Source organism: Nostoc sp. C052, assembly GCF_013393905.1.
Classification (GTDB): Bacteria; Cyanobacteriota; Cyanobacteriia; order Cyanobacteriales; family Nostocaceae; genus Nostoc.
Genome location: NZ_CP040272.1, coordinates 5,243,177 through 5,269,631 on the forward strand (window position 1 = coordinate 5,243,177; position 26,455 = coordinate 5,269,631).

21 protein-coding genes are annotated in these 26,455 nt (G+C 41.2%); 13 read left to right on the forward strand and 8 right to left on the reverse strand.

The window, feature by feature from the left end; genetic code table 11:
• Positions 1-223: 223 nt before the first annotated feature.
• Entirely contained in the window at positions 224-745 is a 522-nt protein-coding gene (locus FD723_RS21660; protein ID WP_179067197.1) for a hypothetical protein, read from the forward strand.
• 41 nt (positions 746-786) lie between these two features.
• Here FD723_RS21660 and FD723_RS21665 read toward each other — a convergent pair whose 3' ends face one another.
• On the reverse strand, positions 787-1,236 hold the full coding sequence (locus FD723_RS21665) for a YlqD family protein (protein WP_069072569.1): 450 nt from the start codon (positions 1,234-1,236) through the stop codon (positions 787-789).
• 38 nt (positions 1,237-1,274) lie between these two features.
• Complete coding sequence (locus FD723_RS21670; protein WP_179067198.1) at positions 1,275-3,251, reverse strand: long-chain fatty acid--CoA ligase; 1,977 nt, start codon at positions 3,249-3,251, stop codon at positions 1,275-1,277.
• A 245-nt stretch (positions 3,252-3,496) separates the two neighbouring features.
• Between FD723_RS21670 and FD723_RS21675 the strand changes: the two genes are divergently transcribed.
• The 6 genes from FD723_RS21675 to FD723_RS21700 all read left to right on the forward strand — a co-directional run bounded on the left by FD723_RS21675 (position 3,497) and on the right by FD723_RS21700 (position 11,906).
• Positions 3,497-3,742 carry a hypothetical protein gene (locus FD723_RS21675; protein ID WP_179067199.1) on the forward strand — a complete coding sequence of 82 codons (246 nt, stop codon included), beginning with the start codon at positions 3,497-3,499 and terminating at the stop codon, positions 3,740-3,742.
• Positions 3,743-4,655: 913 nt separating this feature from the next.
• Entirely contained in the window at positions 4,656-4,997 is a 342-nt protein-coding gene (locus tag FD723_RS21680) for a CU044_2847 family protein (RefSeq protein WP_179067200.1), read from the forward strand.
• A 1-nt stretch (position 4,998) separates the two neighbouring features.
• Positions 4,999-5,892 (forward strand): trypsin-like peptidase domain-containing protein, encoded by an 894-nt coding sequence (locus FD723_RS21685; RefSeq protein ID WP_179067201.1) that lies wholly within the window; start codon positions 4,999-5,001, stop codon positions 5,890-5,892.
• Positions 5,893-5,909: 17 nt separating this feature from the next.
• Positions 5,910-7,565, forward strand: coding sequence for an ATP-binding protein (locus tag FD723_RS21690; RefSeq protein ID WP_179067202.1), 1,656 nt, complete (start codon positions 5,910-5,912; stop codon positions 7,563-7,565).
• 56 nt (positions 7,566-7,621) lie between these two features.
• A complete protein-coding gene (locus tag FD723_RS21695; RefSeq protein WP_179067203.1) occupies positions 7,622-10,414 on the forward strand; it encodes a tetratricopeptide repeat protein in 2,793 nt (930 codons plus the stop codon).
• A gap of 187 nt (positions 10,415-10,601) precedes the next feature.
• Positions 10,602-11,906, forward strand: a complete 1,305-nt coding sequence (locus FD723_RS21700) for a radical SAM/SPASM domain-containing protein (RefSeq protein ID WP_256874893.1) — start codon at positions 10,602-10,604, stop codon at positions 11,904-11,906.
• 241 nt (positions 11,907-12,147) lie between these two features.
• Here the strand turns inward: FD723_RS21700 and FD723_RS21705 are convergent, their stop codons facing one another.
• The 5 genes from FD723_RS21705 to FD723_RS21725 all read right to left on the reverse strand — a co-directional run bounded on the left by FD723_RS21705 (position 12,148) and on the right by FD723_RS21725 (position 18,606).
• Positions 12,148-12,849 carry a hypothetical protein gene (locus FD723_RS21705; RefSeq protein ID WP_179067205.1) on the reverse strand — a complete coding sequence of 234 codons (702 nt, stop codon included), beginning with the start codon at positions 12,847-12,849 and terminating at the stop codon, positions 12,148-12,150.
• Between the two features lie 436 nt (positions 12,850-13,285).
• Positions 13,286-13,846 carry a hypothetical protein gene (locus FD723_RS21710; protein WP_179067206.1) on the reverse strand — a complete coding sequence of 187 codons (561 nt, stop codon included), beginning with the start codon at positions 13,844-13,846 and terminating at the stop codon, positions 13,286-13,288.
• A 136-nt stretch (positions 13,847-13,982) separates the two neighbouring features.
• Positions 13,983-15,206 carry a type II secretion system F family protein gene (locus FD723_RS21715; RefSeq protein ID WP_179067207.1) on the reverse strand — a complete coding sequence of 408 codons (1,224 nt, stop codon included), beginning with the start codon at positions 15,204-15,206 and terminating at the stop codon, positions 13,983-13,985.
• Positions 15,207-15,339: 133 nt separating this feature from the next.
• The gene (locus FD723_RS21720) at positions 15,340-16,467 is read right to left on the reverse strand and encodes a type IV pilus twitching motility protein PilT (protein ID WP_179067208.1); all 1,128 of its coding nucleotides are present in this window, start codon (positions 16,465-16,467) and stop codon (positions 15,340-15,342) included.
• Positions 16,468-16,602: 135 nt separating this feature from the next.
• Positions 16,603-18,606: a GspE/PulE family protein gene (locus tag FD723_RS21725; protein ID WP_179067209.1), complete on the reverse strand. Its 2,004-nt coding sequence runs from the start codon at positions 18,604-18,606 to the stop codon at positions 16,603-16,605.
• Between the two features lie 603 nt (positions 18,607-19,209).
• Between FD723_RS21725 and grpE the strand changes: the two genes are divergently transcribed.
• Positions 19,210-19,950, forward strand: a complete 741-nt coding sequence (grpE, locus tag FD723_RS21730; protein WP_179069228.1) for a nucleotide exchange factor GrpE — start codon at positions 19,210-19,212, stop codon at positions 19,948-19,950.
• Positions 19,951-20,175: 225 nt separating this feature from the next.
• Positions 20,176-22,134 (forward strand): molecular chaperone DnaK, encoded by a 1,959-nt coding sequence (dnaK, locus tag FD723_RS21735; RefSeq protein WP_179067210.1) that lies wholly within the window; start codon positions 20,176-20,178, stop codon positions 22,132-22,134.
• A 188-nt stretch (positions 22,135-22,322) separates the two neighbouring features.
• Here the strand turns inward: dnaK and FD723_RS21740 are convergent, their stop codons facing one another.
• Positions 22,323-22,538 carry a hypothetical protein gene (locus FD723_RS21740; RefSeq protein ID WP_179067211.1) on the reverse strand — a complete coding sequence of 72 codons (216 nt, stop codon included), beginning with the start codon at positions 22,536-22,538 and terminating at the stop codon, positions 22,323-22,325.
• A 226-nt stretch (positions 22,539-22,764) separates the two neighbouring features.
• Between FD723_RS21740 and dnaJ the strand changes: the two genes are divergently transcribed.
• The 4 genes from dnaJ to FD723_RS21760 all read left to right on the forward strand — a co-directional run bounded on the left by dnaJ (position 22,765) and on the right by FD723_RS21760 (position 26,443).
• Complete coding sequence (gene dnaJ, locus FD723_RS21745; RefSeq protein ID WP_179067212.1) at positions 22,765-23,895, forward strand: molecular chaperone DnaJ; 1,131 nt, start codon at positions 22,765-22,767, stop codon at positions 23,893-23,895.
• Positions 23,895-24,152, forward strand: coding sequence for a sulfurtransferase TusA family protein (locus tag FD723_RS21750; RefSeq protein ID WP_179067213.1), 258 nt, complete (start codon positions 23,895-23,897; stop codon positions 24,150-24,152). Before dnaJ ends, FD723_RS21750 begins: the two co-directional genes overlap by 1 nt.
• On the forward strand, positions 24,149-25,255 hold the full coding sequence (rsgA, locus tag FD723_RS21755; RefSeq protein WP_179067214.1) for a small ribosomal subunit biogenesis GTPase RsgA: 1,107 nt from the start codon (positions 24,149-24,151) through the stop codon (positions 25,253-25,255). The genes FD723_RS21750 and rsgA overlap by 4 nt, the downstream gene beginning before the upstream one ends.
• Before the next feature lie 195 nt (positions 25,256-25,450).
• Positions 25,451-26,443 carry a 2-hydroxyacid dehydrogenase gene (locus tag FD723_RS21760; RefSeq protein WP_179067215.1) on the forward strand — a complete coding sequence of 331 codons (993 nt, stop codon included), beginning with the start codon at positions 25,451-25,453 and terminating at the stop codon, positions 26,441-26,443.
• The last annotated feature ends 12 nt before the right edge of the window (positions 26,444-26,455 follow it).

The following is a 26,455-nucleotide window of genomic DNA, read 5'->3' on the forward strand; positions in this document are numbered from 1 at the left end:
ACTATGACTAATAGGAACCTAAATATAACTTAGAGGTCTATAAGACTCGTATTTGATTTTTGAAAAACTCAGTACACATCTACTCCCCATTCCCTTGCTATTTATATTCCTCATAACTACTGCTTAAGATACAAGAGCTTCTCACAGATAGAGGATATGAGATGCAGTTCAATCTAGAATTCAAAATTGGTAATAAACCTATTTGAAATTCCTGTTTACTTTTATGTCGGCAAAGTTGAAATTCTTTTTGATTGTAATACTGAGTATCTTTGCGACTGCTAGCGCTGGTGTTTATATTATCCAGCACCAGCCATCTGCACTGATTGTTGAAACTACTGATGGGCAAACCCCGCAGGTGGCAACAATACATCAGTCTCAAGAGGTTGTGGCATACTCAGAGCGTTCCGATTATAAAACTATACCTCTAGAAAGGCTTAACTCATCTCTCCAAGGGAGCGATCCTGCTACTCTCGCCCTGAATGCCTTTGAGGACATAGGAGTGGGAGGAACGCGAAAGGTAGAGGTAGCTTATCCGCAACGAAATCAGGCGTTAGTGACGATTACGCAAATCAAGGGGGGTAATGATTCAGTTAGTAAGGTTAAATATCGAGTTGAGATGAGTACTTTTGGGCGATCGCTTTTTATTAGCTCACCTCCAGTCTGGCAAATTGTTTGGGCTGGCTCCCAGATGGAATGTTGGGCTGGGAGCCACTCCCAGGCTAAGTTAAATCACATTTGTCATTAGTCATTAGTTACAAAACAAATGACAACGGACAAATGACAAATTTAAATGTCGCCGCGAATTTCTTCTACCACGCCATCGCGCAGAACGATTTCGACCTGCATTTTGCTAATCAGATTATCACCGGTTTCTACTCGGAAAAAGCCTTCCATTTGAAATTGGTTGACTTCCTGATCTTGCTGGAGAAACTGCACTTGCTGGAGGTTTTGCAGCAATTGATTTTTCTGCTCTAAAAATTCACTTTTCTTTTGGTTGACTTGGAGTTGGATATTGTCAATTTGTTGAAGAGTCTGTGGCCCTGGTGGTTGTAGACTCTGCTTTTGAATTGCCGCGATCGCTCTTTGTCCTTCAACGTCTAGCTGTTGCAATTGCTGATCGAGTTGATTGATTTGCGTTTGTAGCTGCTGTTGTACTTCCTCTTTCCAGAGGGGAGTAACAATAACTTTGACGTTAACGACGCGTTTCAGAAGCAAATTAGATTTGGAGACATCCATATTTCACGTTCACTCTTTACAGTTAGCAGGTGGAATCATCAGGCAAACATGCCGTCAATAATATCGCGATAGCGTTCCGTGACGATGTGTCGTCGAACTTTCAGTGTTTGTGTCATCAAACCATTTTCGATGGAAAACGGTTCCAGAATGAGTTTAAACGTTCCGATGCGGTCGTCCGGTCGATAACCTGGACGATTTTGTACTTCCCGATTTAATTCTTGGCGAAATAAATCCTGGATCATTCTACTCTCCAAGTCAATTTTTTGACTATCTGAGGAAGTTACGCGATCGCTCGACGTATCCAGCGTCAAATTCTGACTTGCTGCCCATTTTTCCAAGGCTTCGACATTGGGGACAATTAAAGCTCCCAGGCTGCGCTGATCTTGGCCGACGAGCATAATTTGATCGATGTATGGCGATCGCAAACAGGCATCTTCAATCGGCTGTGGCTCGATGTTTTCCCCATTAGTCAATACAATCGTATCCTTCGCCCTGCCAGTCAGCACCAAATCGTCTTGTGGTGTCAGCCAACCCAAATCGCCGCTATCAAACCAACCTTCAGCATCAATTGCTTTGGCTGTCGCTTCGGGATTTTGGTAATAGCCTTGCATAATCTGCGGTCCCCTCAACAATACCAAGCCTCGCTTTCCTACTGGTAGAGGTGCTTTTGTTTCAGGATCTACAATCTTAGCTTCTGTAGCGGGGAGTGGTAGTCCTGATGCACCAATCAAATTTCGCCAAGGACGGCGCACATGAGTAACAGGAGAAGTTTCTGTCAAACCATAGCCTTGCAAAATCTGCACACCAATAATTTCAAAGAAGTTGTCGATGTGTCTCGGCAGCGCACCACCGCCGCTAATCATCTGCTTAACTTGTCCTCCCGTGGCTTCTCGCACCTTGGCATAAACCAGTCGTTCTCCCAAGGCGTGGAGAGGCAAGAAAACAGATGCTTGGATCTTAGCTGCTAATCGCTCGATGGCGGAAGCATGAAGATTATTTAAATCCAATCCCTGAGCAGTTCGCTGGGCTTTGATATATTTATCGCTAATGCCCAATAAAAAGTTAACTAGGCGTTGCTTATTCGCTGGTTGTTCGCGGAACTGCTTTTGCACTCCTTCATAAATCGATTCCCACAGCCGAGGTACACCCACCATGTAATTGGGTTTAAATTTTTTCAAATCTCCTTTCACAGAGCGCAAATTAGTATAAACTTGCGTGCAACCTTGAGATAGTAGGTAATATTCAACAGTTCGTTCGTAGCTGTGCCACGAAGGTAGGATACTGAGAACGATATCGCCAACATTTGGTTGCAATACTGTCCCAAAAGTTATCACTTGGTGCATCAAATTTTTATAAGACAGCATTACACCCTTGGGTTTACCCGTAGTCCCAGAGGTATAAATTAGGGTTGCTAAAGCGTCACGATTTTGCTTGGCTGGCACAAAATGATGATTTACCCCAATTTCAATCAATTGTGTAAAGTTGAGTACTTTTAGGGTTTCGTCTGTTGGTGATGCTTCATCCGAAAGTAAGATTACTACTTGAATTGGTAAATCTTTGAGACGGTCTTGGAGTTTTTTAAGTGTTTTTAAATCCTCAACGACGATCGCTGTACTGCCGCTATTGGCGATGATAAACAGCAGTTCTTCTTTTTCGGCTTGGGAGCTACGCACGGCATCAACGGCTCCAGCAGTCATGATGCCTTGATCGGCAATGAACCAGCGAGGACTGTTGTCAGCAATTAAGGAAATGCGATCGCCTACCTTGACTCCCAACGCCTGTAACCCAGAAGCAAATAGTTGTATTTGCTCTGCTAGCTGGGTATAAGTAATCACTACTTCTGGTTTACTGTGAGGGCTGCGGAGGGCAACTATATCACCAAATTTTTGAGCGGCTAAAGGCCAAACTTCTGGTAGCGATTCCACATTTGTGTAATCTACCAACCGCTTTAATGACTGTCGTTCTCCCTCACTGATGTTAGATAAAAAAGAAGAGACGGTTTGGGTTTTTGACATAACACCTTACCTAAAGATTTAAAACTGATCGTTTTTACAGCTTATTTTGTTATTTCGCTACAATCACCGTCCTTATTATCCACATTCCCTTCTGTGTATGATAATTCCAGGAATTCCACGTTTATATTTACAAAAATTTATGTTAAAGTTAGTTTACATAGAGTGCAAGCAATGATTGTGTTTGCATCTAAAAACAGCGATCTCTACGACGTGCTAGGCCTACGTTTCACAGGGTATGACTACCTATGAATTTGATAGACACTATATTGCTAACATTGCTGAATATCGCTGCCTGCATAGCGTTGCCTAAGCTTTTAGCTATACTTCTGGCTGCTAAAACCAAACTGACTGAAGCGTTACCGAATGGTTCCAAATTACAAGCAGCCAAAATTGAACTTACCAGTTTTCCTTATTGTACAGCTTACCAATTGACAAATAGCCAATACTGTAAATTCAGTCCTGATTTTTGTGCCAAGTGTTCTCCGAATTGATGGACTACTTGCCAGTCAAAATTCCTCAGGACTTCCAGTTACCAGCTATTCAAGTAACCAGATCCCTGATTTCTTCAAGAAGTTGGGGATATTTTTATAGATGTGGTTTGCATAACATTACCACGAGAAAATTTCATTAAGTTTACATACTGTAACATAGGTTAATTTATTCTTACCTACTTACTTAAATTCAAGTAATTTTCTAGCTAACTCAGTATAATTACTAATTGATATCAGGCTGTTGATATAACTAATATAACAGTTAACATAACAATTGTTGTATCTGTAGTACGACAGTTAAGCAGCTTGTAATGCCCACGCAGTAAGAAGTGATTCAGTTTATTCAGAAACTTCACAAACTTCTAGTAGGCTGTCAAGTCAATTATGCTGGGTAAATAAGTTTGTAGTCAGGACTTTAGTCCTTGCGTTAAGCACTTAAGTGCTTACTACGTACCAGACTTTCGTTACCTTTATGGACTATTAGTGGTTCATGTCATTAATTATGATACGTGAGGGCAATCAGATCCCCGACTTCTTAGGGACTTCCAAATAAAAAAATATCCAATTAACTCTTGTGGGGTGGGCGTCTCGCCCGCCCGTAGCCAAGGGCGGACAAGATGTCCACCCCACAAGATTGAATAATTTATTTGTTGGAAGTCCCTTAAAGAAGTCGGGGATCTCGCAACCCCGCAAAATTAATAATACATACTACTATTAGTCTGTCAATGAACAAATGATAGGTGGGGAGAATTTTGGCAGAAGTTAAATGAAATAGGAGAAAAAAGTCAGAAATTGTTGGAGAAGTATTTAACGAGTTAACCATTAAATGAGAATAGAATTACAAAAATTCTGCCAACTCATTTGATGATCAACACATTAAACTATAGGTTCAAAATAACAGGTTTCATTCATTATGAATCGGAAACAAATTACAGAATTTTCTCTCCAAGATGGGACTAAGTTTTTAGTTGAAGTTGATGAGCCAGAAAATAGCAATGCTGTGAGACGTGTTGCCAGAGCAGACACAGGACAAATGGTAGTTGAAGCTAAAAAGAAATTTGATGAAGTATTGGATCAAATACAACCTGTCGCTTCCGCAATTATCACCAAACTGAGTCAGCTTAATACACCTGCAAATGAGGTAGAAGTTAAGTTTGGGATTAAGTTAAATGCTGCTGCGGGTGCAATTTTTACTTCTGTAAGTGGTGAAGCTAACTACGAAATTACCTTGAAATGGAAGCAAGACAAGGCATAGCATGGTAGTAAGTACAGATAATTATATTCAAACTTTTAGGTCAGCGATCGCCCGGATTTTTCATACTAGTGGTGCGGTAGTTGGTGTAGGTTTTTTAGTCTCTGGGCGAACTCAAAATTACATCCTGACGTGCGCTCATGTTGTTACCTCTGCTCTATCTTTAGCAGAAGATATAGTTGAAGCTCCTAGTGATGATATTTATTTAGATTTTCCCCTAATTGCATCAGGGCAACAACTAAAAGCTAAAGTTATTTTTTGGCAACCTGTTGTCAGTAATGCATCAACCTCCGAGCCTGAAGATATTGCGGGATTGCAAATAGAAGGGCAATTACCTAAAGAAGCCCAACCCATTCAGCTAATAAGAGCTAACAATATCTGGGAGCATCCTTTCCGCATATTCGGTTTTCCTAACGGACACAATGATGGCGTTTGGGCGACAGGCGTGTTGCGAGACGCCCAAGGAAAGGGATGGGTGCAACTGGAAGATAGTAAGGTAACTGGCTACAGAGTAGAACCAGGCTTTAGTGGTGCGCCTATATGGGATGAAACCCTTGTGGGAGTAGTTGGTATGGCAGTAGCGGCAGAGAAGCGGCGAGAAGACATCAAGACTGCTTTTATGATTCCTGCGGATGTATTGATTGCAGGATGGGATGAAATAGCCTTGCCGATTTCATCAAATGCACATACCCAGACTATTAAAAGCAGAGTCAAACAACTCAAAATCAAAACTTTGCAACAACGCTTTGACGTTCTCAGTAGTGATTATGAGGCGGCTCATAATCAACTCAACTATACCCTGAGTGCGAGCGATCGCAATAAACTCCAACGCCAAATTGACACTCTACTACAAGAACTTCAGCAAGTAGAAAGCGAACTTAATGCCATAAACCATTAATTTAATCCCTAAATAAAATGAAAAGCTCTTTAGATTTACGAAAAAATTATCTAGAACAGTTAATAGCTAATTTAAATGTTGAGGCTGAAACTCTCAGCAACCAAATAGGATGGACGCTGAATAATGTAGATAGAAGTAGATTGCAAAAACAACTTCAAGATAAATTCAATGAAATAGAAAAAGCTGAATCAGAATTAAGCCAGATAAATCAACAATTTTTAGAGCTTGAGCCTGATAAGATCCCATTCACAAATCGAGATGCGGCAATTAATGAAATTACAGCCATTAATTCTCCCCCTTATCGTCTGGTGACGGCACCTGAAGGTTACGGAAAAACAGAATTTCTCAAACAGATATTGGGCAAATTTCAAGAATTACAATGGTGCTGTGCTTACGCTTCCATCTCTGGTTATGAAAATATTGAAGACTTAGAAAAACGATTAGCAAATTCTCTGCAACTGACGCTCCCAGAAGGGCATGATTTAACTTGGGGAGAACGTTTAGGCTCACTATTGCATAGAAATTGGGCTAAATGGCAACTTCAGGGGAAAAAAGGTATTGTACTGCTAATTGATTTAGATGGCAATGCCCCACAAAAACAACGTTTAAATGAACTTTTTAATGACTTTAAAGAATTTGCATGGAGAATTGAAAAATGTTTGAAAGAATTAAAATTTTTTAAAGATAATCCTCGGAGACTTCGAGTTGTGATTGCGGCTCGCTGTCTAATCGATCTCCCATTAGATCGGACTTTTCCTAAACTAACACTCTCTCCTTTTAACTGGGAAGTAATTCAAGATACAGCAACAAAATATCTCAAGCCTATAGATATGAATTCTGAAAGTCTGGCTTTACTAGCAGGACACTTATTATATTTAACTGGCGGACATCCAGGGGGAATTGCTGAAGCACTAAAAGTTTATCGAGATGGTTGTTATACGGTTAGTTGGCTTTTAAATATTTATGGCAATCAATTATGGGAACAAAACCTCAAAAGGTGTAGAGATCAGATTAGAGAAAGCTTGACAAAAGAAAATAACCATCTATATGAATCTATTGAAAAATTGAGTATATTTCCCATCCTTAATGGCACTTGGGTATTAAAGGAAGCTGTTCGGAGATTTAAGTTACCTTTCAGTGAGGATAGCTATAAATTAAGTTTTGAACTAACAAAAACATCTATTTTTACTCGTGATAAAACGATTATTAAAGATGGAATGACACGGCGGCTGCTAGTTATTGGTCTTCTCCGAGAAACATCGCCTGATAACTTTCAAGAACTTTGTAGCGAAGCGGCTCAAATCTGCTGGGAATATATTCATGAACTGAAATCAAACAATAATTCTGCTGTTGCAGGTACTTGGTCTATGCAATATTTTTTTCAAAGTCTTCAGAAACACGCTGGATTTATCAATTTTGGCCCTAATAGTCTGGCTTATCGACAAAAACTCCGTAATGATTTCTTTGATAAAACCGTTGAAGAAACTCTAGGAATATTCCGTAATACAGATAGAGAGCAATTCCATGAATTCATTTATACCCTTAAGTCTGAAGTAGAAAATGACTGGGAATTTCAGTTTTTAGTCAATTACTATCTACACAATGAGGAATACAATGACGCACCCTATAGATGTTTAATTCAGAAGTTTGATGAAGCAATTCAAAATAACTAAGCAGCGAATAGATGTGTATTGGGTTGTTGCAAACAAAAATTAAATAGGAGTCCATTATGTCTGAACTAGATAAATTAGAGTTTGTTGGTCGTGCAGAACATCTAAATCGAATAATTTCCCTTGTTCAGGAGTCTAATAAGCTGCATGTCGTTTTAGTCGAGGGTAGAGGTGGGATTGGCAAAACTTGGTTGCTTCGTGCATTACAATCCCGTCTAAACCAAGTTCAGATTGGGACGAGTGAAATTATTGATTGCGATATCCCTGTTTTTAATGATGCAGAAGATTTATACACTCAAATTGCCAAACAATTATACGATTCTACATATCAAGAATGGTTGCTTCGCTTACGACAATTGCGAGAAGATGAAAACCGCCTCAGTCAAACTGCATACGAACAGGAACGTAGACAACTTGAAAAGTTCTTGGTCGATGAAATTAATCGAAAATCCAGCCAACAGAAACTAGTATTTTTAATTGATACGGTTGAAAAGTTAGGACAAGCAGATTTAAGAGAGCAAGTTTGGGAGTGTATTGGCAATTTATGCCTTCAGCTAGAGAATTCCGTATTCATTTTAGCAGGTCGCCCTAGTATTGCCCGGCAAATTCTAGAAAATTCATTCAAAGAAGAAGAATTAACTTGTTTGGAATTAAATGAATTTACTCATGAAGATGTGCAAACATACATTCTTTCTAAGGAGGAACAGCTTCACTTTACTCTCGGACAAGACTTGGTTAAAAAGATTATAGTTCTTTCTGGTGGTAGCCCGATCATGATTGAATTTGGGGTAGAGTATGCTTATCGGGAAGTCATACCAGATTGGTTAGAGAGTGAAGATATAGAAACGATTCCCAGCAGGTTAGAAAAAACTGGTGGATTTGAAGCTGAGATGGTTAGACATATCACGCAGCTTCGGACATCAATGGATCGGCTAACTCTATTACTTTCACGTATCTATCCATTAGATAGCGATGATATTGCTAATTTATTAGAACTATCTCCAGAAGAAGCTCAAAGATTATTTATTGATGCACAAAGCTACTTTTTTATCAAACCAGTAATCGGTGGTTCGCAAATATCATTACATGATATTGTACGAGACTTGGTTGAGAAATATGTATGGGCAGATATTGACCCAGATTTGGAATGGAGAAAACGAGATAGTCGGATTGCTGCCAAATATTTTGAGCGAAAAGATTACGATTTAGGGCCACAAAAAAGGGTATTAGAGATTCAGCGTAATTGTGATGATTCTCATAAATTCACTAATATTGAGTTTCTGATTGAAGAAATAAAACAACTGCGAGAATTCAATACTACGCGCTGGCTCTGGAATGCTTTATACGCAAATCCAAAAATAGGTTTTGAAACTTGGCATGAAGTTACTGATAGGATACGCCGCCAATCTAAAAAATTTGGATTTGTCAATCAATTGTTGGCAATTGCCAAACAGTTTGAAACCGAGATAACCCCCGATCAAAAATTTAAACTGATTATTTTTGAATCAAAGATTGTTCACGCTCTTAAAGACAAGAGTACAAAAGAAAATGAGTTGATAAAATTAGAGGGAATGCTATCTGAAGAATCTACTAATTCATCTCATCAAGCCGATATTTATAATGTCTTGGGAATGCTAAATACCAAGTTACATCTCTATGACGAAGCCTTGAAATATCAGCAAGAGTGTTTATCCTTAGTTCAAGGCAAAAAGCTATCATACGCTATTCCTGCTGTAGCTAACCTAGTTGGTTATCTGCACCGACAACTCAACAACTTTCAGGAAGCGGAGAAATATTACAAACTAGGTTGGGATGCTGCGATGGAAGTTGATACTCCTGACAAAGGCTTAACTCAAGTTATGGCTAGCATTCAGAATAACTTGGGATTTTTATATGGACAACAAAAAGATTACGTAAAAGCCGAACAGTGTTTTAAAGCTGCTATTGATATGTGGTCGAGTGTTGAGAGTGAACGCGAAATAGCCAACGCGGAAATTGCCTCTGCTACTATTTTAGTAGATAATGGTAATTATGTAAAAGCTAAACAGTTACTTGAACGAGCATTAAGCCGTTGCGACAATGAGGAAAACGATAATCAAATATTATGTAGAGCATACTTTCAGTTAGGCTTAAATCAGTGGTTTAGTGCCGAGGTAGTAAATGAAACCGTTTGGGATGTGACACAAGTACAGTGGGATCTCAATCTCCTAAGTATTGCTCAAGATGCTTTAGAAAAAAGCCTGAAACTTGCAGAAAAATACGGACTTGAAGAGGAATTACCTGGAATTTTACACCAAATTGCTAGTGTCTATTGGCATCTTGGGTTTCAAACAGGCGATCGCACATTGCAAGAACAAGCTCTAATACTCAATGAACGCTCTTATCAGACCAGTCTAGAATACAATGATATGCGATATGCCATCGATAGCCTGGTAGGTAAAGCAGAGTTTGATTATTATGCAAAAGCATACAACCATATCTCAGATTATGCGCGAGAACTTAGCGATCGCTTCCAATCCTATCAAAATATCCATACATTATACTTTGGTCGTATATTACGGATAGAAGGTGATGTTGCATTCCAAGAAGCGAACTACGATTTTGCTTTTAGTAAATATGCTCAAGGAATACCCAAAATTTTTCAACATGGAGGTTTCGGGCCGTATTCAATCAAACATGAGCTAAATCTACTCCAAAAGAAAATCGAACGTTTGCCTATAGAACTTTCTAAAAATCTGATTCAACAACTAAAATCTCAGTGGAAAGATCATAAAGCCCTCAAGGAATGGTGCGATCAACAAATGTTCCTGACTAGAATACGTGCCACAAAACAGCCATCTTCTCATGCTTAGTAAAAAAATTGATCGACCCCAAATTTTAGTTTCTCTCAATTCTACTTATGTACCAACTGGACAATGCGACTGTGATGGAGGGGATTGTGCCTGTGACTTATCCCCTTTAACAGAATTAAGCTCAGATATCCGGTTATCTCTGGGGATACTGGGTACAGAGTTTGTAAGAATTCCCAACTCGCAGATAATGAATCTAGATGATACTTATTCTATCTGTTATGGTACTCATCATAAAGTAGCAGTTCTAAATCAATCAGCAATATATTTACTAAATCAATTTATAAATCCTCATAAATTAGATGATATTGTACTAGAGAATCTTTCTATTGATTCAATAGATTTACAGACAGCTATTCAAGAACTATATCAAGCACGTTTGATAGTACCTAATAATAATTACTCATTTCATCTAAATGAAATACCAGAAACTTTAACAGCATGGTTACATATCACTGATCGCTGTAACTTAAGATGCGATTACTGCTACCTTCCTCATGTAGCAAATGATATGTCAATAGATATAGGTAAAGCAGCTATTGAAGCTACATTCCGATCTGCAATTTTAAATAATTACCGCCGTGTCAAACTGAAGTATGCAGGAGGAGAAGCATTACTATGTTCCCCTTTAATTAAGGATCTGCATTTGTACGCTCAATCCCTTAGCAAAGAAACAGACATCATATTAGATGGAGTTGTTCTTAGTAATGGAACATTGATTACTCCTGAGATAATTGAGATGCTGCAAATATTGAATCTGCGTCTCATGATTTCACTAGATGGATTATCCGATTTTCACAATATCCAACGTTCTTATGCGGGTGGAAAGGGATCGTTTCAAGATGTTGAACGAGGTATTAAGATTGCTTTGCAAAATGGTCTTATACCAGATATTTCCATTACAGTGACTGGGCGAAATGCAGAAGGATTACCCGCTCTTATTGAATGGATATTGGAAAATAATCTACCCTTTAGTTTAAATTTCTATCGCGAAAATGAACTGTCAGCTTCTTACGAAGACTTGCAACTAGAAGAATCTCGACTGATTGAGGGAATATTAGCAGCATTCAAAGTTATTGAATTCAAATTACCTAATCGAAGCTTGCTAGGTTCATTGATTGATCGTGCTAACTTATCTTCTCCTCATAAACGAACTTGTGGAGTTGGACAAAGCTATCTCGTATTTGATTACAAAGGACAAATTGCTAAATGCCAGATGCAGCTACATAAAACTGTATCTTCATCTGCCACTGAAGATCCTTTAAGTGTTGTGCGACAAGATAAAGCAGGTATTCAGAATTTGTCAGTTGAGGAAAAAGAAGGCTGTCGTACATGTGAGTGGAAAAATTGGTGTACAGGTGGTTGTCCTTTGGCAACTTTTAAAGCTACAGGTCGTTATGATATTCAATCTCCAAATTGCAATATTTACAAAGCTCTCTATCCTGAAGCTCTCCGACTAGAGGGTTTACGCTTGATCAAATATAGTTACCTTTAAATCATTCCTGAGAAACAAAATCCCCAATTTATTTGAGAAGTCGGGGATATGCGAGTTGCAATTATTACAAATAAAATAGGATTGCTAGAGGATTCCTATTTTATTTTTGAACAAAATTAGGCACTCTAAGGTGCGTTACGGGTTTCATCCTAACGCACAATTCGTAAGGGTTTGGTGCGTTACGCTGTCGCTAAAACACCTATAGCGCTTATATGTGGAAAAATTTATTGTTTGCAGGTTGCTAGTGATACTCTTTTTCTGGTACTCTAAAAGCTGCGTATTTCCATTCATTGCCCTCTAGATATTCAATTTTAAATTCTCCTTTAGTTAATAAAGTCATATCTTTAAGTGGTACTGTAGCGTTTTCTCCTAAAATAATACATTCCGAATTAATCGTAGTAGGTTGGTTAGGAGTGGTATTTATTTGATTAATAACTTTACGCTGCAACTCTTGATATTGTTGCTCTGTTATTAGTTTAGAATCATACAACTTTTTTATGTTTCTCAGTTGAGTTTCTATATCTGAGCTACCTTGGTTTTGTACGTTATCTAGTTTACAAGAATCTGGTTTAAAAGCAATTTTTCTGACAGGATGATCCCACCATTTAGAAACTTGGGTTAACCAATTAGTCGTTCTCGTTGTATGTACTACTTTTACTTGGCGATCGCTTATTTCTAAACGAACCCAATCAGTTGATCTTTTTTGGATCAAACCAGCAAATCCCCAAGATAAGACACTTCCTACTGAAACACCAGAATCGGCTAGACGAAGCTTAATAACTCTAGGTTCTATAGCTTGTGATATTTTCATTTGCTTTGGAGCTATAGAGCTAATATTTGTAGTAAAAAAATCAGTATTTTTTTCTGTCGCACTAGAAGATTTTACTGCTGTAGAACTTACAAGTAATGCTACTGCTATCAAAATCCTAATTTGATTGTTCATCAGTTTATTTTATATTGTTTTTTCTAAGATGCGTATGAACAACAGACTATAGTAACTAATTTGAGCTTGTCAAGAGGCAATTATTTAATGTCCAGATCCCCGACTTCTTCAAGAAATCGGGGATCTAAATTTAGCTTAAGTAAGTGATGTTGCACTAGAGTGCGTTATCTTACGCGATAACACCCCCTGTATGTACTTAGATTTTTGAAAAAATCAAATTGGATTGCTATAAGATAAAAATATATTTATTTAGCTTATATTCACTAAAATAAATCTAAGATTTTGTTTTTAAGTAATTGTAATTGATTTCACTTCAAACTAATAAATATAGTCAATACTAATTTTCAACTGGAGAAGATTAATATATGAGTTTGATAGATGATATATTTCTGACTTTGTACAGTACGTAATTCCTATAGAATTGGTAGAACTTTTTCTAAGTTGGTGGAATTTCTGGAGAGAAAATTTCTGTGAGATTTTCCTCAAGCAGTGAATCTGATGTTTGCATAATAATAAATGGGAGTTCGGCTCCCACCAGTCCTCTGGGGATGCGTTCTACAGTCTCACTAAAAACGACAAATAGAGGATATATAGTATTAGCTCCCTCACTCAAAATATGACTGTGGCGCAGAGGCATCAACCACTCATAATCATTGTCCAAGTACACTTGAGTTTGTCGCCAACGTCCTAATAAATCAGAAAAGTCTTCGTGAGCGCGATGAATAAAAACTAAAATTTCGGCTCCAGTTTTGATTTTCCATTCTGGATCGCACATTAAAATTGCCACATCACAGGGTAAGCAAATTGTTTGTGGCGCTGTTGTAGCATTGCGAAGACGGACAATTGGCAAGGGTATAGTGATAACACTTTCATCTGGACGACGCAGACTAGGGATCATCTCCAAGTATGGACGATATTGTTTTAGTAAGGCGATCGCAGCTAGATGATTGCTGTACTCTGCCAAACTCGCTTCGTAGTGAGATTTTTGCACAGTCATAGTTTATTAAATAGTGAGGAGTTAGAAATTATAAGTTAAGAATGAAATTAATAAGTTAAGAGTTAACAGTTTAGGAATAAAAAGTTTTAACTCCTAACTCCTAACTCCTAACTTCTAACTCCTAACTATTAATCCTTTATCCTAGCTTTTCAAATACCGCAAACATAGGCAGATACATCGCTAGCAAAATTGTTCCAACCATTCCCCCTAGAACTACAATCATCACCGGTTCTAAAATACTGGTCATTGCTTTTACTGCTTGCTCAACTTCATCTTCATAGAAATCGGCAACTTTCATCAACATTCCATCTAATTCTCCAGTTTCTTCTCCGATGCTAATCATCTGAATTGCCATAGCTGGAAAAACGGCATCTTTTTGCAAAGCAATGCTAATCATGCCTCCTTGTTGAATTTCCATGCGGGCTGCATCTATGGCATTGGCAATTACTTGGTTTCCTGATGTATCTCGGACAATTTCTAAGCAAGTTAAAATTGGTACACCTGAACGAGTCAAAGAACCAAAAGTTCTGCTAAACCGGGCAACCGAAGATTTTTGAATTAAGTCACCAAACAACGGCATTTTGAGTGAAAGACGATCAATTGTGATGCGACCAACAGGAGTTTGAGCATATTTTCCATAGGCAATTTTTAGTCCTATGAGAGCAGCGAGAAGGATGAAAGCACTCGGACTTCTCAAAAATTTACTAGCATCCATCAAGAATTGCGTTAGAGGTGGTAATGAGATACCAATTTGTGTAAAAATCGTGGCAAAAATCGGAATCAGAAAAATGGTCATACCAAGAAAGATCGCAACTGCGATAAAACCCACGACCGTTGGATAAGATAATGCTGATTTGATTTGGTTTTGTAGACGAGCAACATCTTCTAACAACTTAGCTAAACGATTCAATACTTCGTCTAGAACACCACCAACTTCGCCAGCTTGAATCATACTCACATATAATCCATCAAAACAGTCAGGATGCTTCCGCATTGCTTCTGAAAGATTCATTCCGCTTTGAACATCGGTGCTAATCTCCACCAAGGCTTGTTTCAGTTTAGTATTACTACACTGTTCAGAAAGTACCCCTAGACTTCTAACGATCGCAACTCCCGCATTCATCAAAACGGCAAATTGACGCGAAAAAACGGCTTTGTCTTTAACCGAAACCTTAATTAAGGAATTCTGGAAATTTTTGAAGGCAACATCTGGCTGAAATCCCTGAGATTGTTTGAGTTCTTGGATGACAAAACCTTGATCTCTAAGATTAGTTCGAGCTTGTACCAAGGATTCAGCAACAATTTTTTCTGTTCGAGAGTTTCCTTGCGAATCCCGAACACGGGCAACGAAGTTTGGCATAAAATAAATTCAAAATAATTGTTATTAATTGGGCATGGGGCAATTTTATTTTGGATTTTGGATTGAGAATTTTGGATTAAATTTCAATCTAAAATCCAAAATCTAAAATCTAAAATTATTCTCCCCACTTCCTTTAATGCGCTTTGGCAGCCGCACCTGATTTCGCACCTGCTGCTTGTGGTGGTACAGAAGTACCGATGAGACGTTGGATTTCATCTGGTTTAGAAGTCTTAGACATCGCCGCTTCAAAGGAAATGGTTCCTGCTTTGTAAAAATCGGCTAAAACCTTCTCTAGAGTTTGCATTCCCAATTTGCCACCAGTTTGAATAGCTGAGTAAATTTGAGATGTTTTGCCTTCTCGAATCAAGTTAGAAATAGCAGGAGTAACAATCAGAATTTCTTGAGCCATTACCCGACCATATTCACCGGGTTTAGGGTTTTTCTTGGAAACCAAGGTTTGGCTAAATACTGCCACTAAAGAGTTAGACAACTGCACCCGCACCTGGGTTTGTCTTTCATGGGGGAAAACGTCAATAATCCGGTCAACCGTTTGTGCCGCGGAACTGGTGTGTAGCGTGCCAAATACTAAGTGTCCTGTTTCTGCTGCGGAAATCGCCAAAGAAATTGTTTCTAAATCGCGCATTTCTCCTACCAGAACAATATCTGGATCTTCCCGCAAAGCTGCTTTCAAAGCATTGGCAAAACTTTTAGTATCTTCACCTAGTTGTCGTTGGTGAACCAAACTTTTAATTGGTTCGTAGACAAATTCAATTGGGTCTTCCACCGTCAAAATATGCTCTGCTTTGGTGCGGTTAATCAAGTCAATCATTGCCGCTAGGGTCGTTGTCTTGCCGGAACCTGTAGGGCCTGTCACCAGAATTAGCCCTCTGGGCTTATCTGTCATTTCCCTTACAATATCTGGCAAACCTAATTTTTCAAAGTTAGGAATCTTAGAACTTAATGCCCGTAAACAAGCAGCATAAGAACCACGTTCTTTATAGACATTGACCCGAAAGCGAGCTAAACCTTTAACACCATAAGAACAATCCAACTCCCAGTTCTGCTCTAAGGTTTTACGCTGGGTGTTGTTAAGCATACTAAAAATTAGCCTTTGACACTGATCGGCTGTTAATACATGTTCACCTATGGGGGTGAGTTTGCCACTGATGCGGAAGTAGGGAGGTAAACCTGCGGATAAATGCATATCCGAACCACCCATTTCAATCAACTGCTCCATCAAGTCTTCAATCATCATTTCCATAGTTCTGCTTCCTTTTAATATTTGTTATTTGTTCTTTGTCATTTGTCCGTTGTCATTTGTCCTTTCTTATTTGTCAGTTATTTAAAGTTATTAAGCATTCATCAATGACTAATGACCAATGACCAATGACTAGTCTTAAAACCGAGCTGTCATACAGTAAGGACAATCCAACCATTCTTGTTTCAATGTGGCCTGGCAACTCCGGCAGGTAAGTCCAGTCTTGCGTTTGGCTTTTAATTCAGCTTCCAAACCAGTATCAGTAAACGTCACCCGTTCTACTTCTTCTAGGGTGGTAGAACCAAGGCGCACTAAATCTAAACTGTAAGCCAGCAAGGTTTTCATCCCCTCTTCTATTGCCACTTCCTTAATGCGTTCTGTGGGTGCATCTTCGTTAATGAGAGTTTGGAGATTTTCGGTGACTCGCATAACTTCATAAACACCACAACGCCCTTTGTAGCCGCCGCCATTACATTTTGGGCAAAGCTGATTTTTGGCTTTGGCTTCGGCGATCGCATCTAATGTCAAGGTGTTAGCCTTATAGAAGGTGACTCCCACATCAGAGGAAGCTGATAGACCATAACGAGCTAGTTCCTCGGTTGTAGGAGTGTAGGGAATACGACATTCAGAACAGACACGCCGCACCAGACGTTGAGCTAGAACGCCAATTAGGGAACTAGAAACCATGAAAGGCTCAATCCCCATTTCTCCCAGACGTGCGATCGCGCCTGGGGCATCATTGGTATGTAAGGTAGTTAATACTAAGTGACCAGTCAAGGCAGCTTCAATCGCTGTTTTTGCCGTTTCCTTATCCCGCGTTTCACCCACCAGCAGCACATCTGGATCTTGACGTAAGAAAGCCCGCAACGCGGTAGCAAAATCCAGCCCTTTTTCCCGAATCACCTGTACTTGAGTAATCCCTGGAAGACTATACTCAATTGGGTCTTCTACAGTACTGATATTAATTCCGGGATCATTCTTTTCTGATAGTGCAGAATACAGCGAGGTTGTTTTCCCAGAACCAGTTGGCCCAGTTACCAAAATTAGACCGAAAGGACGGCTAACCATATCCTGGACAATATGTAAAGTCTCTGGATCGGTAATTAACTTATCTAATCCCAGTTGGGTGGAGGAATTATCCAAAATCCGCAGCACCACTTTTTCCCCGTAGCGACTGGGCAAGGTATTCACCCGGAAATCTACTTTGCGTCCCTCAAACAGCCGTCGGATACGTCCATCTTGGGGTAGACGGCGTTCCGCAATGTCTAGATTGGAGATGATTTTAAATCGGGCTGTCACCGCCGGAATAATTTTTTTCGGTAGGGGATCGAAAGCTTCCTTCAGTACGCCATCCTTCCGAAAGCGAATGCGTAAATTTTCTTCTTGCGGTTCGATATGAATGTCAGAAACGCCCTCATGCAAGGCTTTAGCCAGAATTCTATTAACTAGGTTGATGACTGGGGCATCCTCTGCACCCTTCATCGCTGCCCCTAGATCAGCCTCCATTTCTTCTGGAGCGTCGGAAAGATCGAGATTTCCGAGATTTTCTAAATCCTGATTAATATCTGTAAACTTTTCTTGTTCCAGGTGCTTCTGCTTAACAGCCATTTCATCCAAGTATTGGTTGATTAGCTGTTGGTAGTCTTCCTGGGTAATCACCATCCGCTGCAAGGCCAAACCTTGGGGGCGCAAGATGCGGTTCAGGTCATCAGAAGCCTCTAGATTATCTGGAGCGACCATTGCCACTAAAACTGAGGGTGGGGTTTGGTCTTCGTGTTTCGACAGTGGTACTAAACGATGGCGACGACAGATATCGATTGGGATTAGGGTTTCAATCAGATTCCCCATCATCGTATTGCCAACGGAGTTGACTTCAGGATCGAGGAATTCAACTCCGTATAGGATTTTAAGTTCAAATAGCTGCTGTTTTTTATATTGCCTGAGCAACTCAGGCGATAGTTGTTGCCCAGTGATTGACTCTAGTACTTCCGTTAAGGGTCTGCCAGATTTGCGGCTTTCAATTAGTGCCTGCCTCATCTGTTCGGTATTGACATAGCCAGATTGCACTAGCTTGTTGCCAAAAGGCGAAAACTCTGTTCTGGTAGTTAGAGCGGTACTGCGCCGTTGTGGTGACGAGTTCATAAATGAGCAATTGATTTGGGAAAACCTCTACTTAAAGTATTCCCAGCCTGGGAGATAGAATTCTCATTTCCCCAAAAAGTCCTAAGTCACCGAAACAGTTTTGAGTGCTGTTAGCAGTAGCGGGGCATTTAGTTGCAAAAAATTGTAGGTTGGGTGGAGTGGAGCGCAACCCACCTCCGTGGGTAAAGCCTCGTGTAGATGCGGTTTCTAAGGGAACTCCAAGAACTAAATTATCTAATTTTGTGGAGTGGGCAACATGAGTGCCCAGTTGATAGGGCTATCGTGTCGCCCATCCCACAAGAGTTAATTGGATATTTTTTTATTTGTTAGTCCCTAACCGCCCTTTTATTAAACCCCTACAGCGCGGATCTATTTACTAATCTTCCCAGTCCCTAGTACCCAGTCCCCAGTCCTACTCGTTCGGGTTCCCGCCTTCATAGCGTCTGGGCTAAGGTGTTCACCATTTGTCACAATAAGAGGACGGTTAAATCACTTTCAGGAACTTGTCGGCAACAAAATCAGCCCCAGTGGCAAGTCGTGGATGACGACGGCTGCAAGCTGTGGAGATACACTGCCATAAATAGAAACTGGAATGAATGGACAATGATCGATGAAAATAAACAGATAAACAATACAAGCCAGCAATTGGGTGAACCAACAGAGGTAAAGCAAGCAATGATGAGTGACTCCCCAGCCCAAATTAATTTCAATGAATCTGGTAGTGAGGTGACAGAGCAAATGGCAGCCCAAACAGGAGATACGGCTACTATCAATCCAGACAATAGCTTCGCTGCAACCGAGAAAACTGAAGTGGACAGGGCAGCTTTGGCAGAACTGACTCAACAAATCGAGTCCCTCAAAACGCAGCTAGAAGAACGTAGTACTCAATATATGCGGATTGCCGCTGATTTTGAGAATTACCGGAAACGCACTAGTAAAGAAAAAGAAGACTTAGAATTGCAGGTGAAGCGGAATACGATTTTGGAATTGCTGCCAGTGGTCGATAATTTTGAGCGGGCGCGATCGCACCTCAAACCGCAATCTGATGGCGAAATGACCATGCACAAAAGTTACCAAGGCGTTTACAAACAATTAGTAGATAGCCTGAAGCGCTTGGGTGTATCACCAATGCGTCCCGAAAATCAAGAATTTGATCCTAACCTGCACGAGGCAGTAATGCGCGAACCTACGGATGAACATCCTGAAGGAACAGTGTTAGAAGAGTTAGTGCGCGGATACTACTTGGGCGATCGCGTGCTACGCCATGCAATGGTCAAAGTAGCTGCTCCCAAGGAAGATAGCCCTGCTACACCAGAAGATCAGTCGAGTCAAGCCTTCAGTTAAGCTGTAATCGCTCGCCTCGCTGACCTGAAGTGCCTGGGTTCTAGTAAGGACGAGCATCGCGTACCTAAACAAAAACAAGGCTTTGGATAACTCTCTGTGTTTCAACTTCTCTTTTGCTACTAGCAATAGAGGTTCCACAGACGTTATCCGCTAGCCTTTGTTCTTAGGAAAAAGTTAGTCCGCGACATATTACAGCAGAATAACTCAGTAAAAATACTGGTAAATATGGGAAAAGTTATTGGGATTGACTTAGGCACTACTAACAGTTGCGTCGCAGTTTTGGAGGGCGGTCAACCACTGGTGATCTCCAATTCTGAAGGTGGACGAACTACTCCAAGTATTGTGGGATTTGGGAAAAGTGGCGATCGCTTGGTTGGTCAATTGGCAAAGCGCCAAGCCGTAACCAATGCTGAGAACACAATTTACAGTATTAAACGATTTATCGGGCGGCGTTGGGAAGACACGGAAGTAGAACGCGATCGCGTTCCCTACAACTGTGTCAAAGGTCGAGATGAGACTGTTGATGTCCAAATTCGCTCAAAAAACTACACGCCACAAGAATTATCGGCCATGATCCTGCAAAAGCTCAAGCAGGATGCCGAAAACTTCTTGGGTGAGGAAGTCACTCAAGCAGTGATCACCGTACCCGCATATTTCACAGATGCCCAAAGACAAGCAACTAAAGATGCTGGTACGATTGCTGGATTAGAAGTACTGCGAATAATCAATGAGCCAACAGCTGCGGCTTTAGCTTTTGGATTGGAAAAGCAAGACCAAGAGCAGCTAATTTTAGTATTTGACTTGGGAGGCGGTACTTTCGACGTATCGATCCTACAACTTGGGGATGGCGTTTTTGAAGTTAAGGCGACTTGTGGTAATAACCACTTAGGTGGAGACGACTTTGATAATGCGATCGTCCTTTGGATGATGGAACGCTTTCAGCAACAAGAAAAAATCGACCTTTCCCAAGACAAAATGGCGCTGCAACGCCTGCGGGAAGCAGCGGAAAAGGCAAAAATTGAACTCTCCAGTATGGTGAATACCTCCATCAATTTGCCCTTCATCACAGCTGATGACACCGGGCCAAAGCATCTGGAAATGGAACTCAGTCGTTCTAAATTTGAAGAACTGGCCGCGAAATTAATTGAAGCGACCATCGAACCACTGATCCAATCGCTCAAGGATGCCGATCTTAAACCACAAAACATAGATCGGATTATTTTGGTAGGTGGTTCTACGCGCATTCCCGCAGTTCAAAACGCGCTAATTAAGTTTTTCAACGGCAAAGCTCCCGATCGCTCCATCAACCCTGACGAGGCCGTAGCATTAGGAGCGGCTATCCAAGCAGGTGTCTTGGGTGGCGAAGTCGATAATCTCTTGCTCTTGGATGTTACCCCTCTGTCCTTGGGGATTGAAACTTTGGGTGAAGTATTCACCAAAATCATTGAACGCAACACCACAATTCCTACAAGTCGGTCACAAGTTTTTTCCACCGCCGTTGATGGGCAAACCTCAGTAGAAATTCACATCCTCCAAGGTGAACGGGCAATGTCACGAGATAACAAGAGTCTCGGCAAGTTTTTGCTCGCAGGAATACCTCCATCGCCCCGTGGTGTGCCACAAATTGAAGTATCCTTTGAAATCGATGTCAACGGCATCCTGAAGGTTTCTGCTCAAGATAAAGGTACTGGTAGAGAACAGAGTATCAGGATTACCAATACAGGTGGTTTGAGTACCAACGAAGTTGAACGGATGCGCCAAGAGGCAGAACTGTTTGCTGAAGAAGATAGAAGACGTAAAGAACTGGTTGAACTCAAAAACCAAGCAGATAATTTGTTGTTCAGTTACGAATCCACCATCAAAGATAACAGCAGCTTTATCGGCGACCAGATAAAAACCTTAGCCAGTGAAAAGGTTTCCCAACTCCAAGCGGCAATGATTGACTCTAGTATTTCCACTGTGGAATTTAAGCAGCGCTTAGACGACTTCCAACAAACCCTGTTTGCAATTGGTGCCGATGTCTACAACCGAGCTAACAGCCAAAGTGATGAGATTGAGAAGGATTCAGCTAGTCTTTTTACGCCAGAAGTAGATTCACCAATGAACGGTACACTAATACCACAATTCAACTTTGATTTTGACGAAGAAAGTACTGCACAAGCTGATTATGAGGCGATAGATTAGGGGTTGGGCATTGGGTATGGGGCATTGGGCATTGGGCATTGATTATTCTCCTTGTCCTCCTCGTCCCCCTTGTCCCCACTCCCTAAGTTGCAAATTTTAATTAAGACATTTCAATATATCTAAAATATTTAGCGAAGTTTCACAAGACCCCAGCGGTTTGCTAGATTGTAGAAGCTAATTACTTTGAGCTAGGCAGTGTGCCAGTTTAGATGCACTTCCATTGCATAAGGGTGGTTTTCCACACCTAATGGTGCGGCTAGCCCATCTGGTTGATGGGCGGGGTTTTCCTCTGCTACATAGCACAATTGTAAAAGAGACAGCCGACTCGGCAGTGAGAAGTCTGAGCAAAGGCTTCCTCTGCTCTTAACTTCTATAGCTTTTGTCGTCTCCCACGAGGAAAGCATCTGTTATTCAAGATTTGTCGGTGATTTTTGTAAAAGCGAAAGGGTAAAATCAATTTATTAACAAAAATTAATTTTATCTTCTGTCTGACCTCCGGCAAGCCACCCTCTAAAGGATACTGTGTTGCTCTTGCATATCTGTAGGCAAAACACTTTTCTGTAGGGTAGCAAGCGACCGTGATCTTCTACTGACTTCTGCTTTCTTCCTTCTAACTTTTACCTTTGCTATATGGCCCGCGACTATTATGAAATCCTGGGTGTCTCTCGTGACACCGACAAAGAAGAAATCAAACAAGCCTATCGCCGTTTAGCCCGGAAGTATCACCCAGATGTGAACAAAGAACCGGGAGCGGAGGATCGCTTTAAAGAAATTAACCGCGCCTACGAGGTACTCTCGGAACCAGAAACCCGCGCTCGTTACGATCGCTTTGGCCCTGAGGGTGTGTCTGGTGCTGCCGGCGCGGGCTTTCAAGATGTCGGTGATATGGGTGGCTTTGCCGATATCTTTGAAAGCATTTTTAGTGGCTTTGCTGGCGGTATGGGTAATCCCACGCAACAAAGACGACGCAGTGGGCCTGCGAGGGGCGATGATCTGCGGCTAGACCTGAAGTTAGACTTTCGGGAAGCAGTATTTGGCGGCGAAAAAGAAATTCGCATTTCCCATCTAGAAAATTGTGAAGTCTGTAGCGGTTCTGGTGCTAAACCTGGAACCCGGCCTCGCACTTGTTCGACTTGTAGCGGATCGGGTCAAGTACGCCGTGTGACTAGAACACCTTTTGGCAGTTTCACCCAAGTCTCAACTTGTCCCACCTGTAATGGAACCGGGATGGTAATTGAAGATAAGTGTGATGCCTGTGATGGTAAGGGCGCAAATCAAGTCACAAAGAAACTCAAAATTACCATTCCAGCAGGGGTGGATAATGGCACTCGCCTACGAATTTCTAGTGAAGGTGATGCCGGTCAACGTGGTGGTCCTCCTGGGGATTTGTACGTTTACTTGTTCGTAAATGAGGACGAAGAATTCCAACGGGATGGCATTAATATTCTCTCGGAAATCAAAGTTAGCTACCTACAAGCGATTTTAGGTTGTCGGTTAGAGGTAGATACAGTAGATGGGCCGGTAGAACTGATTATTCCAGCCGGAACTCAGCCGAATACGGTGATGAAGTTGGAAAATCGCGGCGTACCCCGCTTGGGTAATCCCGTCAGTCGTGGGGATCACATGCTGAACGTATTAATTGATATTCCCAATAAAGTCACCCCAGAGGAGAGGGAACTATTGGAAAAACTGGCTAAAATTAAGGGCGATCGCACTGGTAAAGGTGGTCTAGAAGGATTCTTGGGAAATTTATTTAAGTGATGAAGCCCTCTTCTGTTTCAACTCCCGATGCTCAACTTGATTTACGCGGCACCCCTTGCCCGATTAATTTCGTGCGGACAAAATTACGTCTGGAGAAAATGCCATTGGGAGGTTTACTAGAAGTCTGGCTAGATCCAGGTGAGCCAATTGAACAGGTTCCTGATAGTTTGACAATGGCAGGTTATCAGGTGGAACAAATTACAGACTGCACTAGTTATTTTTCTCTGCTAGTGCGTCGTCCAGTTGCTAGCCAATGACAGGGAAAAATTTTGCCGCAACTGGACAGTTATTGGGTACGGTGGTGGCTGTACAGGCTAATTTTTACCGAGTACAGCTGGATCAAGAGGATGGGGAGCAGGGGAGCAGGGGAGCAGAGGAGAAACTAGATTTAAATGCCTCCCTCCTCCTCTGTACTCGTCGAACCCGCCTGAAAAAAATTGGACAACAGGTGATGGTGGGCGATCGCGTTGTCGTAGAAGAGCCAGATTGGTCTGGGGGACGGGGTGCGATCGCTGAGGTTTTACCCCGCCAAAGTGAGTTAGATCGTCCGGCGATCGCCAATGTCAACCAAATTCTATTGGTATTTGCTGTAGCCGATCCGCCTTTGGAACCTTATCAGCTGAGTCGGTTTCTAATTAAAGCTGAGTCTACTGATTTAGATGTGCTTTTATGCTTGAATAAAAGTGATTTAATTTCACCGCAGGAACAGCAACAAGTTAGCGATCGCCTCCTTGGTTGGGGCTATCAACCAATATTTATCAGTGTTAAAGATGGTATAAATACTGAGCAAGCCGCCAGATATTTGAGCAATAAAATTACTGTCATTGCTGGGCCTTCTGGCGTGGGTAAATCCAGCCTGATTAATACGCTGATTGACTCTGCCAAGCTGCGAGTCGGAGAAGTTTCTGGTAAATTAGCACGTGGTCGTCATACCACTCGCCATATAGAATTATTTGAGTTACCTAAGGGTGGTTTACTGGCAGATACTCCCGGCTTTAATCAGCCGGATATGGATTGTATACCAGAAGAATTAATCCATTATTTCCCAGAAGCCAGAAAGCGGTTAGCAGTTGCTAGCTGTCGGTTTAGTGATTGTCTACATCGAGACGAACCTGAGTGTGCGGTGCGGGGAGACTGGGAACGATATGAACATTATTTAGAATTTTTGGACGCGGCGATCGCTCATCAAACACAGCTACACGAACAAGCCGATCCAGAATCTACCATGAAGTTAAAAAGCAAAAGCAAAGGCAAAGGGCAGAGTCAATACGAACCCAAGCTAGAAAGTAAAAAATATCGCCGGATTTCTCGGAAGACTCAGTTACAAGACTTGCAAGAATTATATCGGGATGAAGAATAAAGGAGTGTGAGCGCACTTCTATGCAATAAGCTAATCCAAAATCAACTCTCAAGTTAAAAAGCAAAGACAAAGAGCAATTCCCAAGACTAACAATATTCAAAAGTCCCGCAGCTAGGCTTGTCGTAGACATCGCTCCTTTAAACGTCAAGGTATTATGTACTCGAACACCGTGCAGCATAAAGCCTGAGGTTTTGCATGAAAGTAGCAGTTTTCAGTACAAAAGCCTACGATCGGCAGTTTTTGTCAGCTGCAAATTCTCCCACCCAACACGAATTAGTGTTTTTTGAACCCCGCTTAAATCGGGATACGGCTATCCTTGCTACCGGATTTCCGGCGGTTTGCGTGTTTGTACACGATCAGGTAGATGCTCCAACTTTAGAGCTTCTCGCTTCAGGGGGAACTGGCTTGATTGTCCTTCGCTGTGCAGGGTTTAACAATGTAGACTTGCAAGCCGCAGCAGATTTAGGAATTACTGTTGTGCGTGTTCCTGCCTATTCACCTTATGGGGTAGCAGAACATGCCGTAGGATTGATTTTGAGCTTAAATCGCAAAATTCATCGTGCTTATAACCGTGTCCGAGAAAGCAATTTTTCCCTAGATGGACTGTTGGGATTTAACTTGTACGATCGCACAGTGGGAATTGTCGGTACTGGCAAAATCGGTCTGATTTTAGGACAGATTATGAAGGGATTTGGCTGTCACCTACTAGCATTCGACGTTTATCGCAATCCAGAATTGGAGGCGCTAGGTGGAAAGTATGTAGAACTACCTGAACTATTTGCCAATTCTGATATTATCTCTCTGCATTGCCCCCTGATTCCCGAAACGCATCACTTGATTAATACTGAGGCAATAGAACAGATTAAGCCAGGTGTGATGCTAATTAATACTAGCCGAGGAGCGCTGATTGATACCCTTGCAGTGATTGAGGGATTGAAGTCTGGTAAGATTGGCTATCTTGGCGTGGATGTCTACGAGCAAGAATCGGAATTGTTCTTCGAGGATTTGTCTGGCGAAATTATTCAAGATGATATTTTCCAACGTCTGACAACGTTCCCCAATGTACTCATTACTGGACATCAAGCCTTTTTTACAGCAGAAGCTCTCTACAATATTGCAGAAACAACTTTTGCTAATATTACTGATGTTGAACAGGGTCGTCCTTGTGCAAATGAAATTCGCATCTAAACCTTTAGCAAT

Excerpts from the sequence above, each read along its gene's own strand:
- FD723_RS21740 (WP_179067211.1), bottom strand. The coding sequence starts at position 22,538 with ATGCTTTCCTCGTGGGAGACGACAAAAGCTATAGAAGTTAAGAGCAGA.
- FD723_RS21715 (WP_179067207.1), bottom strand. The coding sequence starts at position 15,206 with ATGCCAAACTTCGTTGCCCGTGTTCGGGATTCGCAAGGAAACTCTCGA.
- dnaJ (WP_179067212.1), top strand. The coding sequence starts at position 22,765 with ATGGCCCGCGACTATTATGAAATCCTGGGTGTCTCTCGTGACACCGAC.
- FD723_RS21725 (WP_179067209.1), bottom strand. The coding sequence starts at position 18,606 with ATGAACTCGTCACCACAACGGCGCAGTACCGCTCTAACTACCAGAACA.
- FD723_RS21695 (WP_179067203.1), top strand. The coding sequence starts at position 7,622 with ATGTCTGAACTAGATAAATTAGAGTTTGTTGGTCGTGCAGAACATCTA.
- grpE (WP_179069228.1), top strand. The coding sequence starts at position 19,210 with ATGATCGATGAAAATAAACAGATAAACAATACAAGCCAGCAATTGGGT.
- FD723_RS21700 (WP_256874893.1), top strand. The coding sequence starts at position 10,602 with ATGAATCTAGATGATACTTATTCTATCTGTTATGGTACTCATCATAAA.
- FD723_RS21710 (WP_179067206.1), bottom strand. The coding sequence starts at position 13,846 with ATGACTGTGCAAAAATCTCACTACGAAGCGAGTTTGGCAGAGTACAGC.
- FD723_RS21690 (WP_179067202.1), top strand. The coding sequence starts at position 5,910 with ATGAAAAGCTCTTTAGATTTACGAAAAAATTATCTAGAACAGTTAATA.
- FD723_RS21660 (WP_179067197.1), top strand. The coding sequence starts at position 224 with ATGTCGGCAAAGTTGAAATTCTTTTTGATTGTAATACTGAGTATCTTT.
- FD723_RS21720 (WP_179067208.1), bottom strand. The coding sequence starts at position 16,467 with ATGGAAATGATGATTGAAGACTTGATGGAGCAGTTGATTGAAATGGGT.
- FD723_RS21750 (WP_179067213.1), top strand. The coding sequence starts at position 23,895 with ATGAAGCCCTCTTCTGTTTCAACTCCCGATGCTCAACTTGATTTACGC.
- FD723_RS21670 (WP_179067198.1), bottom strand. The coding sequence starts at position 3,251 with ATGTCAAAAACCCAAACCGTCTCTTCTTTTTTATCTAACATCAGTGAG.
- dnaK (WP_179067210.1), top strand. The coding sequence starts at position 20,176 with ATGGGAAAAGTTATTGGGATTGACTTAGGCACTACTAACAGTTGCGTC.
- FD723_RS21680 (WP_179067200.1), top strand. The coding sequence starts at position 4,656 with ATGAATCGGAAACAAATTACAGAATTTTCTCTCCAAGATGGGACTAAG.
- FD723_RS21665 (WP_069072569.1), bottom strand. The coding sequence starts at position 1,236 with ATGGATGTCTCCAAATCTAATTTGCTTCTGAAACGCGTCGTTAACGTC.
- FD723_RS21675 (WP_179067199.1), top strand. The coding sequence starts at position 3,497 with ATGAATTTGATAGACACTATATTGCTAACATTGCTGAATATCGCTGCC.
- FD723_RS21685 (WP_179067201.1), top strand. The coding sequence starts at position 4,999 with ATGGTAGTAAGTACAGATAATTATATTCAAACTTTTAGGTCAGCGATC.
- FD723_RS21760 (WP_179067215.1), top strand. The coding sequence starts at position 25,451 with ATGAAAGTAGCAGTTTTCAGTACAAAAGCCTACGATCGGCAGTTTTTG.
- FD723_RS21705 (WP_179067205.1), bottom strand. The coding sequence starts at position 12,849 with ATGAACAATCAAATTAGGATTTTGATAGCAGTAGCATTACTTGTAAGT.
- rsgA (WP_179067214.1), top strand. The coding sequence starts at position 24,149 with ATGACAGGGAAAAATTTTGCCGCAACTGGACAGTTATTGGGTACGGTG.